Origin of the sequence: Aliibacillus thermotolerans, assembly GCF_027853235.1 — a bacterium.
GTDB lineage: Bacteria > Bacillota > Bacilli > Bacillales > Marinococcaceae > Aliibacillus > Aliibacillus thermotolerans.
On the sequence record NZ_WKJG01000039.1, the window covers coordinates 162,908 to 177,274 of the forward strand.

The window sequence follows — 14,367 nt, forward strand, 5'->3', positions numbered from 1 at the left end:
CTTGCGTGATGAAAGCGGGAGAAGTATAATGTTATCTATAACAGAAGGAAAATTGTGATGAAACAGTTTGGTGATCGGGAAGATGAGGTGAGAATATGGCAACGAAGCATGAACAAATTTTAAGATATATTTCAGAGTTGAACATTGGGGAAAAAATTTCGGTCCGACGAATCGCAAAAGAATTGCAAGTGAGTGAAGGTACTGCTTATCGAGCGATTAAAGAAGCGGAAAACCAAGGGCTTGTAAGTACGATTGAGCGCGTTGGCACAATCCGAATCGAAAAGAAAGTGAAAGAAAATATTGAAAAATTGACATATGCGGAAGTTGTCAATATTGTGGATGGTCAAGTGCTTGGTGGTAGGAACGGGCTGCATAAGACGCTAAACCGTTTTGTCATCGGTGCCATGAAATTAGAAGCAATGATGCGTTATGTTGAAGCGGGAAACTTGCTCATTGTTGGAAATCGTTATCAAGTGCATAAACTTGCACTCGAAGAAGGAGCAGCGGTATTAATTACGGGAGGATTTGATACGAATGAAGAAGTAATCCGTCTTGCTGATGAATTAGAGCTCCCAGTGATTTCAACGAGCTATGACACTTTTACAGTGGCAACAATGATCAACCGAGCCATCTACGACCAGTTGATTAAAAAAGAGATTGTACTTGTAGGGGATATTCTGATTCCGCTACAGGATACATATTTTTTAACGGTGGAAAATACAGTCGAAAAATGGAATGAAATGAATCAAAAAACCGGCCATAGTCGTTATCCGGTCATTGACAGTAGCATGCGCGTGCAAGGAATGGTTACCGCCAAAGACGTACTGGGAGAACATAAACAAACACCTATTGAAAAAGTGATGACGAAGAATCCAATCACTGTGAATGAAAATACATCTGTGGCATCGGTGGCGCATATCATGGTGTGGGAAGGAATTGAGCTGTTACCAGTCATCGATGAAAACAAACAATTAATCGGGGTCATTAGCCGTCAAGACGTGTTGAAGGCATTACAAATGACCCAAAAACAACCTCATGTCGGAGAAACTTTAGATGACATTGTGACACGAGGTTTTCAAGAATTGGATGATGATAGTGAATACGACTATCAATGTGAAGTGACACCACAAATGACCAATCATTTAGGAATGATTTCTTATGGCGTTATTGCCACCATGGTGACAGAAACAGGTAGCCGTTTGTTGCAACAATATAAACGAGGCGACATTGTGGTAGAAAATATTACGTTATATTTTATTAAACCCGTTCAGATCGAAAGTACAGTGGATTTAAAAGGGAAATTGTTGGAAGTGGGAAGACGTCACGGAAAAATTGATGTAGAGTTATATCACGAAGGTGAAATTGTTGGAAAAGCCCTGTTGATGGCGCAGCTTTTAGATCGATAGGGACAGAAAAAGGGGTTTCCTTTTCACGGGAAGCCCCTCAGAAATAGTTATGCTTTTAATCTTTCTTCTTCCGCTTCTTTCGCTGCATAAGGGAGATAAAGTTTGTATGCTTTCATACCAAGAAGGACGTTTGCAGCTCCTAACAACAAAAATATTGTTCCGACCACGATATCTACCGTGCCGCGCTGCGTGAAAAGTATGTTTAACCCAAACACGCCAACAAATGTGCCGAGGGCGATATTTGCTTTCGTTTGAATCCATCTTTTTTGAGCAGGTGCTTTCGTTCGAAAGGTTTTTACTTTATAAAAGATATACATCGCTAGAGCGATGACAATAATAATGACGAATACCGGCATATTATTCTCCTCCTAAAATCGCACGTGAAGTATGTCCTTATTATACTTTCATCCCCATCTAATTAGCAAACCAAACTATCCGAACAAGGAGTGACAAAATGAAGAAGACAATTATTGAAGCAATTGAATCCTATGATACCATTTTTTTATATCGACATGAAAAGCCCGATCCTGATGCTCTCGGTTCACAAATCGGCTTAGCTTTATTAATTACACATAATTATCCGAATAAAACAGTCATCGCCAAAGGAGAGATGGACGATTCGTTTTCTTTTCTCGTGTCTGAAGAAGCGTATCGCTATCGTGAGACAGAGGTCCAAGAGGATGCGCTTGTGATCGTGTTAGATACGGCAAATACAGAACGGATTGATGGGGATGGATGGAATAGTGGAAAACAATTAATTAAAATTGACCATCACCCGGAAGTAGAAGATTATGGCGATGTAATGTGGGTGGATACAAAAGCAAGTTCCACATCGGAAATGATTCTTGCTTTAGCAATGGAAGGAAAGGAGTCGAAAGGGTGGGAATGGACAACAGAAGCCGCTCGTCTTTTATATGCTGGCATTGTCGGAGATACCGGACGTTTTCAATTTTCTAACACAACTCCAACAACGCTACGATTAGCAGCGGAAGCACTGGAATATCCTTTCGACACGACCGAGCTTTTTACTCATTTTTACGAAAATAGTGAAGCATTGATTCGTTTAAAAGGTAGAGTGCTACTGGACTTTGAACTGACTAAGAACGGCTTGGGAATCGCTTATCTTACTCAACAAACGTTGAAAGAATACGGTGTGACGGCGAACGAATCTTCAGCAGTGGTGAATGCCTTTGCCAACACGGAAGGACTGAAAGCGTGGGTCTTTTTTGTGGAAGAGGAAGATGGAACATATCGGGTGAGACTACGATCGAAAGGTCCAGTGATTCATACGATTGCAGAAAAGCACAACGGGGGAGGTCATCCAATGGCAGCAGGAGCTAAAGTGAAAGATGAAGCAGAAATGAAAGAAATCATTAGAGAGTTAAATGAAAAATGTGCGGAAGTGGTATAATGCAAGTGAACTGTCCAAAAAGTCATGAATGATGGTGGCTTTTTGGACAGTTTTTTAAGATAAGATAAAAATTGTTGCGTCACTTCCACTAAAACTTCATTGTGGCATTCAACTATGGCTCGTGGCTAGTTCATGGCACTTATTTGGTGTCTACCTGCTTATGGAAAAGTTAAGGACGATTCATGACACTTCTTTAGTGACAACCTGCTTATGGAAGCAACTCATGAGCGACTTATGGTACCACTTCGGTGACAATCTACTTATGGAAGCAAGCCATACGCGACTCATGGAAGTCTTTCAATGCCACCCAGCTCACGGAATCAAGTCATACACGGCTTATGGCACTTCTTCAGTAACAACTTACTCATGGAAGCAAATCATGGATGACTTATGGCACTCTTTCAATGCCGACCTGCTCTTGGAAACAAGCCATGGTAAGCTCATGACACTGTTTCCGTGCAAAAATTCATAGCGGATTGATGCCAAGACCTACCCATGGCACATGGTACCGTTTCAGCATCAAAAGATATTGTTTCACTGCGTCTCTTTCGCCTCAAACTCATTGTGAATGGATGCCAAGAAAATGAAAAAGCATCGATTTAGCGAAAAACTCGTGTGAAACAACACGAAATAGCAATACTTGATCTATTCTTTTTTATTTGTAGGAATAAACCACGATCCTAATTCTGTTTTATCTTCATACACTTCGATGTTTTGTTTGTCTAGTTCTTTGCGTATTAATTGAATGACTTCATCTGACTCAGCAAAAGCGGAATAACCTGTTTTAATCTTTTCAACTTTTTCAAACGCCAGCTCTTTTCGATTCATTATCATTTTTTTGTCCGTTACATCCAAGTGAAACACCTCCTAGCTTTGAGTGTTTACCATCATTATACCCGACTTTTCTTAACTTGAATGCTGCTTATTTAAATATTTTTAACATTTTGGAAAGAAATTAAAAAATATTTACGACTTTTCTTCTTGTTGGATGATTTTTACATGAAGTTCGAGTGTAGAGTAGATGTGCATTTCTTCAATTTGAAGGTAACCGTGATGATCACCAATCTCATATGTTTTATTTTCAATTGTTTTTTTTATTAGTTCTTTTCCTTCAACGACACTTTCAATGTTTTTATTTTTTAAAAATTTTATCTCATCTTCTACTTGTTGGCGAAGCTCATATAATGTTAACTCATTGAGACGGGCTTCTTTTTCGTTGGTGAATGCAATATAGATGTTTTGAATCGTTAGTTTTCTTTCATTTTCTTCATTTCTTTCTTTTTCAGCGCTTCTTAACAGTTCAATTTCTTCTTTTTGTTGTTCGATTTGTAGTTTTTGTTTATTTAAATCTATTACAAGTCGCTCGTGAATGGACCCGAATTGAAAGAGAAAAAAACACCACCCACCGATTGCACCTATAAATAGACCGGCAAAAAAACGTTGCCATCCGGGGCGCTTATAGTAAGGAGGAACTCTCATGGGGAGAGTGGCTCCTGGGTGATCCATTGAATGAGAAGAGTTCCAAGATTAGCACCAGCAAGGGCAGAACAAAGCATGGCAATCGTTTTAAAAATATCAATGTGCGTTCCGTAAAAAAGTCCTCGATCCAAGGAATGAATGGCGTCAAATGTACCTCCAATCGCAGCGACAAGAGCCCAAATTTTTAAGCTGGAAGCTAACTCGTGAATGGTAGATAAAGGAGGTTTTCCAATAAGCAATGCTCCAATACCACCGATGAAAGAACCACCAAATATGACACCGAATGCGACGAAAAAGTCCATCACTAACGTTCCGGCAAATTCTCGACTAATCAAATCAACTCCTCCTTTCACTCTCCTCATAGAAAAAAGCGCATGTCAATTGTCTATAATATAGATATAAGACAAGTTCAAGCTTGTTATGCTTATTTTTGATCCTTGTGATTTGTTAGTTTTTCTTATCACTTGGTATACTAAAGGAACGATGATGGAACGGATAAAAGGAGCATGTGTCATGAATTTTGTCCATTTACATGTGCACACCGAGTATAGTTTATTGGAAAGCACGGCGACGATGGATGCACTCATTAAAAAAGCGAAAGATCAGGAAATGAAAGCATTGGCAATGACGGATACGAACGTGCTTTACGGAGTGATTCCCTTTTATAAAAAATGTGTAGAAAATGGAATCAAGCCTCTTATCGGCATGGAACTGTGGATAGATGGGATTCTTTCCAATGACACTACTTTTCCTGTCCTGTTGATTGCGAAAACTGAAAATGGCTACAAGTCGTTGTTATCCTTATCTACGATCAAAAATACGAGCGAAAGTCTTTCTTTTGATCAGTTTCAACAGGAACTTCAAGATGTATATGTGATTCTTCCTTTTTTACAAAGCGAAGTATCCCACTACCTTTTTCAAGGAGATCATTCTTCTTCCTCTCAATTGTTAGATGATTGGACATCCATTTCTGCGCCGTTATATATGGAATACTGTCCGTTAGTTCCCTATCAAAAAGAAATGGAAGAGTGGATAGCACTTGCAGAGCAAGCCTGTATTCCACTCGTGTATGGAAATAATGTGCAAATGATAAGGAAAGAAGACCGGGATACGTTTGTCGCTTTACAAGCGATTCAACGGAATCAAACGTTCCGCGAGGCAAAAGAGGAAGTAAAACATCCGGGTTATTTTACGACGCAAGAAGATGTTCTACCCTTTTACCAAGATAGAAAGGAACCATTTATTAACACTCTTTCGATTGCAGAAGCGTGCCATGTCACGATTCCTCTTGGTGAAACATTGCTGCCTCAATATCCTTTTTTAGAAGGAAAGAAGGCGGAAGAAGTATTACGCGAGTGGTGTGAACGGGGATTGAAGAAAAGATATGAACAGATAAACGATACGATACTCAAGCGACTGGAGGACGAATTGGAAGTTATTTGTACGATGGGATTTGCTGATTATTTTTTAATTGTGGCAGATATAGTGCGTTATGCCCGGAAACAAGGGATTCTTGTTGGACCAGGAAGAGGTTCTGCCGCCGGTTCTCTCGTTGCTTATGTATTGGAAATTACAGAGGTAGATCCACTTCATTTTCAATTATTATTCGAGCGCTTTTTAAATCCCGAGAGAATTTCTATGCCGGATATTGATCTCGATTTTCCGGATGACCGTAGAGAAGAACTGATGCAATACGTGAAACGAACGTACGGAGAAGAACATGTCGCTCAAATTATTACTTTCGGAACTTTTGGAGCACGAGCAGCCCTGCGAGATATGGGAAGAATATTTGAAGCCCCGTCACCATTAGTGAATAAATTGGTTTCTTTTTTTTCCTCCCAAACAACAATAAAAGAAGTTGTTCAAAAGAATCACGACTTGCAAAGTTTTTTATCCCGAGAACCGCTCGCTCAAAGAATGGTGGACCTTGCCATGAAAATTGAAGGACTCCCGCGTCATTCGAGCGTTCATGCTGCTGGAATTGTGATTAGTGCGCAAAAATTAACAACTCGTGTCCCGTTAATAAAAAAAGGAGACACGGTTCTTACGCTCACCCAATTTTCTATGGAATCCCTGGAAGACATTGGGCTTCTTAAAATCGATTTGCTGGGACTAAGAAACTTAAGTTTTATGGAGAGAATCATTTCATCGATTCATCGTCGTACAAATGAAACCATCACTCCTAGAGCGATTCCGTTAAATGATGAAAAAACCTTCGAATTGCTAGCAAAAGGAGAAACGACAGGAATTTTTCAATTAGAATCAGACGGAATGAGAAGAGCATTGCAGGAAATCAGTCCCAATCAATTTGAAGATATTGTAGCGGTCAATGCGTTGTTTCGCCCCGGGCCATCCGCGTTTATCCCAATCTACGCAAAAAGAAAGCACGGGTTAGAGGAAGTACAATATCCTCATGAAGACATTGCTTCCATTTTGGCGGATACTTATGGAGTCATCGTATATCAAGAACAGATTATGCAAATCGCTGCCGTGATGGCAGGATATTCCTATGGAGAAGCGGACTTATTAAGGCGAGCGGTGAGTAAAAAAAATCGAAAAATATTAGAAAAAGAAAGAACGCATTTTGTGGAAGGAGCGCTAAAAAAAGGGTATGCAGAAGAAACGGCCCACCGGATATATGACACCATTGTGCGATTTTCCGATTACGGTTTTAATCGCTCTCATGCGGTGGCGTATAGTATGATTGCTTATCAACTTGCTTATTTGAAAGCTCATTTTCCGAAAGATTTTTATGCTTCCTTGTTAACCACTTATCAACACCATCCGGAAAAATTAGCGACATACATAAGGGAAGCGAGAAAGCGAGGAATCACTATTCTACCGCCGACAGTCAACGAGAGCGGTCCGGCCTTTTTAGCACGGGAAGAAGGAATCTTGTTTAGTCTTCTTGCTCTCTCTTCTGTGACGATGAGACATATGAAAGAAATCATGAAAGAGAGAAAGAAAGGAACATTTAAAGGGTTTATCGATTTCCTCATTCGCATGAATAAAGGCGTATTAGAACGTCCATTTTTGGAATCGTTGATTAAGTCCGGTGCTTTTGATTTTAGTGGACAAGATCGGGCCGTTTTACTTGCTTCCATCGAAAATGCGCTTGAATTTGCGGAATTTGAGCGAGACTTAGGTGGGCTCATGACAAGCGATGAAACGAATTTCCGTTTTGTCGAAGTCACACCGTTGACGGAAAGTGAGCGGTATTCGTATGAAAAAGAGGTGGCGCATGTTTATTTAAGCGGGGATCCACTGGATAGTTACCGGAACGTGCTTGCTCCCTTTTCTCCGGTTTCATTCGACCAACCTTTTCCAACTTCATTTTTCTGGGTAGTCGGAATGGTAGAAAATATAAAGAAAGTAAGGACGAAAAACGGGGAAAATATGGCTTTTGTGGCGATGACCGATGGAGTGGAAGAAATTGAAGCTGTCTTTTTCCCATCTGCTTATCGAAAATGGGGAAATCAATTGTCCAATCAGTCAGCTGTACTAGTAGGAGGAAAACAAGATAGAAGGACAGAACGAAAAAAAATTTTAGTAGACGAGATGGTGTTGTTGAGGGATCTTGTGGAACAATCACAATTTACGTTATATTTAAAACTCGATCACCGATTAGAACGACACCATCTCGGGAACAAAATAAAACAAATATTAAAACGCTATCCAGGAGGCGTGAAGGTTTGTCTATATGACGAGGTCAAAAAGCAATTATTTCAGTTTCATGACGAGTACCGGACCAGCGCCTCTTCTCATTGTTTGAAAGAAATACAAAAATTATTGCCGAAAGATTATATTGCCATGAAAAAAAGAGAAGGATGAACATGTGCAATGCATCTGTTATAATGAAATAAGTTTTCTATCGTTAACACGACATGTGTGGTCATAGATGAATGAATGCCAAAAAAGGAGAGTGAAGTTCGTGTCAACTAGAGAGAAGGCACTAGAAATCCATCGAGAAAATCAAGGGAAATTAGAGTCAAAGTCGAAAGTGCCTGTAAGGAATGCCAAAGATTTAAGCTTAGTGTATTCTCCAGGAGTAGCTGAACCTTGTAAAGAGATTCATCAAAATAAAGAAAACGTTTTTGAATACACAATGAAAGGAAATATGGTTGCCGTTGTGTCCAACGGTTCAGCTGTTCTTGGATTAGGAGATATTGGTGCAGAAGCTTCTCTACCGGTAATGGAAGGAAAAGCAGTTCTGTTTAAATCCTTTGCCGGTGTCGATGCTTTTCCTATTTGTCTTGACACGAAAAATATAGATGATATTGTTCAAACAGTGAAATTAATGGAGCCGAGTTTTGGTGGAATTAACTTAGAAGACTTTGCTGCTCCTGATTGTTTCATCATTGAAGAACGTTTAAAAGAAGAATTAAATATCCCGGTGTTCCATGACGATCAACATGGAACGGCCATTGTTACTGCCGCTGCCCTAATCAATGCATTAAAAGTCACCGGGAAAACATTATCAGATAGTAAAGTAATTGTGAATGGAGCGGGAGCAGCGGGTATTGCAATTATTAAGCTGTTGTTAGAGCTTGGTGTGAAAGATGTCATATTGTGTGACTCAAAGGGTGCCATTTACGAAGGACGTCCGGAAGGAATGAACAGTGGAAAAGAAAAAATCGCCAAAGTAACGAATAAAGAGAAAGTGAAAGGGAACCTAGAAGAAGTCATTCAAGCAAAAGATGTTTTTATTGGTGTCTCCGCAGCCGGTGCACTGACAGAAGAGATGATTCAATCCATGAATAAGGACCCGATCATTTTCGCGATGGCAAATCCAGAGCCTGAAATTATGCCGGATGAAGGAAAAAAAGCAGGAGCAAAAGTGATTGGAACCGGTCGCTCGGACTTCCCAAACCAAGTCAACAATGTCCTTGCGTTTCCGGGCATTTTCCGCGGAGCGCTTGATGTGAATGCGACTCATATTAATGAGGAAATGAAAAAAGCAGCGGTACACGCGATTGCCGATTTAATTGATGAAAAAGATTTAACAGAAGATTATGTGATTCCCTCTCCGTTTGATGCAAGGGTAGCTCCAGCGGTAGCGAAAGCAGTAGCAAAAGCTGCGATGGAAACCGGAGTTGCTCGAAAAGAAGTTGATCCAGAAGAAGTAGCTGCAAAAACGAAGAAACTCGCGGTGATTGATTAAATAAATCAAACGAAGCGACTATGATGAAGTAAAGAAGGTGTGCTCGTGTTAAAAGATTTTTTTAGTAGAAGGAGAAGATACGCGACAATCCCCTCTGAACGAAAACAACAAGTAAATACAAAGGAAGGGGTGATGACAAAATGCCCCGAATGTAAAACGATCATGTATACGAAAGAATTACAAAAGCATCACAACGTCTGTTTTCGTTGCGATCATCATTTACCAATGACTGCATATGAGCGTATTCATTCTCTTATAGAAGAAGACACATTTGTGGAATACGATCGAAATCTTATTTCAGGAGACCCTCTTTCCTTTCCGGAATATAAAGAGAAGTTAGCGACAGATAGAGAGAAAACGAATCTCAATGAAGCAGTTGTCACTGGAGAAGGAAAGTTAGACGGCATCCCGATTGTTATCGGTGTCATGGATGGTCGTTTTCGCATGGGAAGTATGGGGGTCGCTGTAGGGGAAAAAATCACTCGAGCAATTGAAAAAGCGATTGAGAAAGAACGCCCTTTTATTCTTTTTTCTGCTTCTGGTGGAGCGCGCATGCAAGAAGGAATGTTAAGCTTAATGCAAATGGCAAAAACAAGTGCTGCTTTGCATCGGCTTGACGAGGCAGGTTTGTTATTTATTTCAGTCATGACTCATCCGACCACAGGGGGCGTCTCAGCAAGTTTTGCATCATTAGGAGATTACAATTTTGCCGAACCGAAAGCTCTCATCGGCTTTGCGGGAAGACGCATTATTGAACAGACCATTCGTCAAGAGTTACCAGAGAACTTTCAAACAGCCGAGTTTTTGCTGGAACACGGTCAGCTCGATCGGGTTGTTCACCGCCATGAAATGAAATCGACTTTAAAAACAGTTCTTCGCATCCATGGTTATCACCGAGAAGAAGGAGGGGAAGAACTTGTCTAATCACCTCTCATTTGAGAAGCCATTGGTGGAACTTCGGGAAAAAATTGCAGAATTAAAATCGTTTGCGAAAGAAAAAGGAATTGACTTAAGTGAAGAAATCCAGACGTTAGAAGGCCGTCTTGCTCAGCTGGAAGAAGATATTTACGGCAACCTTCATCCGTGGCAAAGAGTACAAATTGCCCGATTTTCCGAGCGACCTACCACTCTTGATTACATCGAGCATTTATTTAACGACTTTTTAGAAATGCACGGGGATCGGTTATTTGCGGACGATCCTGCTATTGTGGGAGGCATTGCTTTATATAAAGGGAACCCGGTCACGGTCATTGGTCATCAACGGGGGAAAGACACGAAAGATAATATTTATCGCAATTTCGGCATGCCCCATCCCGAAGGTTATCGTAAAGCGTTACGTCTCATGAAACAAGCAGAAAAATTTTCCCGCCCTGTCATCTGTTTTATTGATACGAAAGGGGCATATCCAGGAAAAGCGGCAGAAGAAAGAGGTCAAAGTGAAGCAATCGCAAGAAATCTTCGTGAAATGGCAGGCTTAAAAGTTCCGATTGTTAGCATCGTTATCGGAGAAGGTGGAAGCGGGGGCGCGCTTGCTTTAGGAGTGGGAAATTACATCCATATGCTCGAAAATTCTACGTATTCGGTCATCTCTCCGGAAGGTGCAGCAGCACTTTTATGGAAAGATGCGAGCTATGCGAAACAAGCAGCGGAAACGATGCAAATCACTGCCCCGGATTTAAAAAAATTAGGGGTGGTTGATACGGTGATTGAAGAAGTGCGTGGCGGTGCTCATAAAGATGTTAAAAAACAAGCGATGCTGATTGATCAAGTATTGGAAGAGTCTTTACATACATTAACTCGGAAATCGGCATCTGAATTGGTAAAAGAACGATACGAAAAATATAAAGAAATTGGAGAGATTATTACTTTATAGGAATGTCAGCGAATACTTTCTGTTGCAATGACAGGAAGTATTTTCTTTTACTTAAAATTTGAATGAAAAATAATAAAGGGGGAGTCCAGGTTGAAAAAAATTGCTGTGTTAACCAGTGGGGGCGATGCACCAGGAATGAACGCGGCCATTCGTGCTGTCGTTCGAAAAGCAATTTATCATGGTGTGGAAGTAATCGGGATCGAGTATGGATATAATGGGTTGATTCAAAATCAACAACGAACGGTTAATATTGGAGATGTTGGGGATATGATTCACCGCGGGGGCACGATGTTGTACACCGCTCGTTCGGAAGCATTTAAAACGGAAACGGGGAGACAAGAAGCGCTGCAACATTTGCAAAACGAAGGAATTGAAGGATTGGTTGTTATTGGAGGAGATGGATCTTTTCGTGGAGCAAATGAACTACATCGGCTTGGGTTTCCAACAGTTGGAGTACCGGCCACGATTGATAATGACATTCCCGGAACGGATTTTACCATTGGTTTTGATACCGCCCTTCATACGATTATTGAAGCGATTGATAAAATCCGCGATACAGCCACTTCCCACGAAAGAACCTATGTGATTGAAGTAATGGGGCGTGACGCGGGTGACCTTGCTTTGTGGGCGGCTGTAGCCGGAGGTGCCGAGTCGGTCATCATCCCAGAGAAAGAATGGGACTTAGATGACATTACGAGCCGTTTATTACGAGGGTATGAACGTGGAAAAAAACATAGTATTATTTTAATCGCAGAAGGTGCCGGGAGCGGTTTGACGTTAGGTAAAGAAATAGAGAAAAAAACGGGCTTAGAAACTCGTGTTACCGTTCTTGGCCATGTCCAAAGAGGCGGCGCTCCGACAGTAAATGATAGAGTATTAGCTAGCCGTCTTGGTGCTCATGCCGTTTCGCTTCTCTTAGATGGAAAGAGTGGTGTCATGACCGGCATTGAACATCATCGCGTCGTGACTCACCCATTTTCTCATCAGTTTGATACGAAACAAATGAGTCATAACGAACTCTACGAACTTTCCCAACAACTATCTATTTAATCAACTGAACCGGCTATTCTCAAAGAGTAGCCGGTTTAGATGTCTCAAATAAGGTTATTTTTCGTCTCCATGTGTTACAATAAATGGAGACATCCTATTTCATTCGTTTACTTCAAAACAATATGAAAAATAAATAAAGTATGTGTAAAATTGGAACGATATCACGAAAAAACGGGTATATATTGGAAGTATGAAGTAGGGAGGCTTGAAAATTGCGAAGAACAAAAATTGTTTGTACTATTGGACCAGCCAGTGAATCTTTATCAATGTTGAAGCAATTAATGGAAGCGGGAATGAATGTCGCCCGTTTAAATTTTTCTCATGGGGATTATGAAGAACATAAACGACGCATTGAAACAATTCGGCAAGCGGAAAAAGAAACAGGAAAGAAAGTCGGTATTTTGTTAGATACAAAAGGTCCGGAAATTCGTACGCACAAAATGAAAAACGGAAAGATTTATCTGCAAAAAAATCAAGAATTAATGATAACTGGCGAAGAAGTCGAAGGAACGGAAGAAAAAATTTCCGTGACTTATAAGGATTTAGCCAAAGATGTTCAACTCGGGGATAAAATTCTTTTAGATGATGGACTCATTGAATTAGAAGTCATAGATATTCTCGGTACAGATATAAAGACGAAAGTGTTGAATCATGGAGAGTTATCCGATCGTAAAGGAGTAAACGTCCCAAATGTGTCGTTAAATCTTCCCGGCATGACGGAAAAAGATGCGTCGGATATACGCTTTGGAATTGAACAAGGAATTGATTTTATCGCTGCCTCTTTCGTGCGAAGAAGTGCCGATGTCTTGGAAATAAGAGAATTACTCGAACAGTTAGGAGCCGAGGATATTCAAATTATTCCTAAAATCGAGAATCAAGAAGGAATTAATAACATCGATGCCATTTTAGAAGTGTCAGACGGACTGATGGTGGCAAGGGGGGATTTAGGAGTCGAGATACCGGCAGAAGAAGTTCCCCTTGTTCAAAAACAACTCATTCAACAATGTAACGCTCACGCCAAACCTGTCATTACCGCAACGCAAATGCTTGATTCCATGACCCGCAACCCACGTCCGACCCGAGCAGAAGCAAGCGATGTCTTTAATGCTATTATTGATGGGACCGACGCCATTATGTTATCGGGCGAAACAGCCATCGGTCACTATCCATTAGAAACCGTAAAAACGATGAGCAATATCGCAAAAAAAGCCGAGTCTGCTTTGAAATATGAAAATATTTATATGAAAAGATCAAAAGAAAGTAAGCGTTCCATTACGAATTCAATTAGTCAAGCAGTTTCGCACACCGCTTATGATTTGAACGCTGCTGCCATTTTAACAGCGACAGAAAGTGGTTACACTGCCAAAGTCGTTTCGCAGTACCGTCCGGACTCTCCGATTATTGCCGTCACAAGCCAAGAAAAAGTACTACGCCGCTTATCTATCGTTTGGGGAGTCACTCCACTTCTTGGTATTTCCGCAAAAACAACCGATGAAATGTTAGACAATGCTGTGCAAACCTCCTTGAAATCTGGTCTCGTGCGTCACGGGGATCTTGTGATTATCACTGCCGGTGTACCAGTTGGAGAAACAGGAACGACAAATATTATGAAAGTCCATGTGATTGGTGAAATTATCGGAAAAGGACAAGGAATCGGAAGAAAAACGGCAACAGGGAAAGTCGTACTTGCCAAAACAGCAGAAGAAGCAAATGAAAAGATGGGACAAGGAAATATTTTAGTCACTTATGGTACCGATAAAGACATGATTTCTGCTTTTGAGAAAGCTGCAGCAGTGATTACGGAAGAAGGAGGACTTACTTCTCACGCCGCTGTCGTCGGTTTAAGTTTAGGCATCCCGGTCATTGTTGGAGTTTCAGGCGCCATGGAAAAACTAAAAGACGGAGAAGAAGTCACCGTCGATGGAATCCGTGGTGACATATACCGTGGTCACGCAAGCGTGTTATAAAGATAACCGTAGCTGCTTCA

The 14,367-nt window shown here is 40.8% G+C and carries 12 protein-coding genes; 8 read left to right on the forward strand and 4 right to left on the reverse strand.

The window, feature by feature from the left end; translation table 11 throughout:
- Window positions 1-95: 95 nt before the first annotated feature.
- Window positions 96-1,406 carry a CBS domain-containing protein gene (locus GJS40_RS07210; RefSeq protein WP_270897209.1) on the forward strand — a complete coding sequence of 437 codons (1,311 nt, stop codon included), beginning with the start codon at window positions 96-98 and terminating at the stop codon, window positions 1,404-1,406.
- 47 nt (window positions 1,407-1,453) lie between these two features.
- Here the strand turns inward: GJS40_RS07210 and GJS40_RS07215 are convergent, their stop codons facing one another.
- Window positions 1,454-1,762, reverse strand: a complete 309-nt coding sequence (locus GJS40_RS07215) for a YtpI family protein (RefSeq protein ID WP_270897210.1) — start codon at window positions 1,760-1,762, stop codon at window positions 1,454-1,456.
- 98 nt (window positions 1,763-1,860) lie between these two features.
- Between GJS40_RS07215 and GJS40_RS07220 the strand changes: the two genes are divergently transcribed.
- Window positions 1,861-2,817 carry a DHH family phosphoesterase gene (locus GJS40_RS07220; protein ID WP_270897211.1) on the forward strand — a complete coding sequence of 319 codons (957 nt, stop codon included), beginning with the start codon at window positions 1,861-1,863 and terminating at the stop codon, window positions 2,815-2,817.
- A 645-nt stretch (window positions 2,818-3,462) separates the two neighbouring features.
- Here GJS40_RS07220 and GJS40_RS07225 read toward each other — a convergent pair.
- From GJS40_RS07225 to GJS40_RS07235, 3 genes are all read right to left on the reverse strand, one after another.
- Window positions 3,463-3,681, reverse strand: a complete 219-nt coding sequence (locus GJS40_RS07225) for a hypothetical protein (RefSeq protein ID WP_377902106.1) — start codon at window positions 3,679-3,681, stop codon at window positions 3,463-3,465.
- Window positions 3,682-3,783: 102 nt separating this feature from the next.
- The gene (ytrI, locus tag GJS40_RS07230) at window positions 3,784-4,296 is read right to left on the reverse strand and encodes a sporulation membrane protein YtrI (RefSeq protein WP_270897213.1); all 513 of its coding nucleotides are present in this window, start codon (window positions 4,294-4,296) and stop codon (window positions 3,784-3,786) included.
- Window positions 4,293-4,598: a YtrH family sporulation protein gene (locus GJS40_RS07235; protein WP_270897261.1), complete on the reverse strand. Its 306-nt coding sequence runs from the start codon at window positions 4,596-4,598 to the stop codon at window positions 4,293-4,295. Before GJS40_RS07235 ends, ytrI begins: the two co-directional genes overlap by 4 nt.
- Before the next feature lie 211 nt (window positions 4,599-4,809).
- On the opposite strand from GJS40_RS07235, the gene dnaE reads away from it, so the two are divergent.
- The 6 genes from dnaE to pyk all read left to right on the forward strand — a co-directional run bounded on the left by dnaE (window position 4,810) and on the right by pyk (window position 14,347).
- Window positions 4,810-8,127 (forward strand): DNA polymerase III subunit alpha, encoded by a 3,318-nt coding sequence (gene dnaE / locus GJS40_RS07240; RefSeq protein WP_270897214.1) that lies wholly within the window; start codon window positions 4,810-4,812, stop codon window positions 8,125-8,127.
- 67 nt (window positions 8,128-8,194) lie between these two features.
- Window positions 8,195-9,457 carry an NAD(P)-dependent malic enzyme gene (locus GJS40_RS07245; RefSeq protein WP_270897215.1) on the forward strand — a complete coding sequence of 421 codons (1,263 nt, stop codon included), beginning with the start codon at window positions 8,195-8,197 and terminating at the stop codon, window positions 9,455-9,457.
- A 45-nt stretch (window positions 9,458-9,502) separates the two neighbouring features.
- Complete coding sequence (gene accD / locus GJS40_RS07250; RefSeq protein ID WP_270897216.1) at window positions 9,503-10,381, forward strand: acetyl-CoA carboxylase, carboxyltransferase subunit beta; 879 nt, start codon at window positions 9,503-9,505, stop codon at window positions 10,379-10,381.
- Window positions 10,374-11,330, forward strand: coding sequence for an acetyl-CoA carboxylase carboxyl transferase subunit alpha (gene accA / locus GJS40_RS07255; RefSeq protein ID WP_270897217.1), 957 nt, complete (start codon window positions 10,374-10,376; stop codon window positions 11,328-11,330). The genes accD and accA overlap by 8 nt, the downstream gene beginning before the upstream one ends.
- Before the next feature lie 90 nt (window positions 11,331-11,420).
- Window positions 11,421-12,380: a 6-phosphofructokinase gene (gene pfkA / locus GJS40_RS07260; RefSeq protein ID WP_270897218.1), complete on the forward strand. Its 960-nt coding sequence runs from the start codon at window positions 11,421-11,423 to the stop codon at window positions 12,378-12,380.
- A gap of 212 nt (window positions 12,381-12,592) precedes the next feature.
- Window positions 12,593-14,347, forward strand: a complete 1,755-nt coding sequence (pyk, locus tag GJS40_RS07265) for a pyruvate kinase (protein ID WP_270897219.1) — start codon at window positions 12,593-12,595, stop codon at window positions 14,345-14,347.
- The last annotated feature ends 20 nt before the right edge of the window (window positions 14,348-14,367 follow it).

Excerpts from the sequence above, each read along its gene's own strand:
- GJS40_RS07210 (WP_270897209.1), top strand. The coding sequence starts at position 96 with ATGGCAACGAAGCATGAACAAATTTTAAGATATATTTCAGAGTTGAAC.
- GJS40_RS07215 (WP_270897210.1), bottom strand. The coding sequence starts at position 1,762 with ATGCCGGTATTCGTCATTATTATTGTCATCGCTCTAGCGATGTATATC.
- GJS40_RS07220 (WP_270897211.1), top strand. The coding sequence starts at position 1,861 with ATGAAGAAGACAATTATTGAAGCAATTGAATCCTATGATACCATTTTT.
- ytrI (WP_270897213.1), bottom strand. The coding sequence starts at position 4,296 with ATGAGAGTTCCTCCTTACTATAAGCGCCCCGGATGGCAACGTTTTTTT.
- GJS40_RS07235 (WP_270897261.1), bottom strand. The coding sequence starts at position 4,598 with ATGGACTTTTTCGTCGCATTCGGTGTCATATTTGGTGGTTCTTTCATC.
- dnaE (WP_270897214.1), top strand. The coding sequence starts at position 4,810 with ATGAATTTTGTCCATTTACATGTGCACACCGAGTATAGTTTATTGGAA.
- GJS40_RS07245 (WP_270897215.1), top strand. The coding sequence starts at position 8,195 with ATGAATGAATGCCAAAAAAGGAGAGTGAAGTTCGTGTCAACTAGAGAG.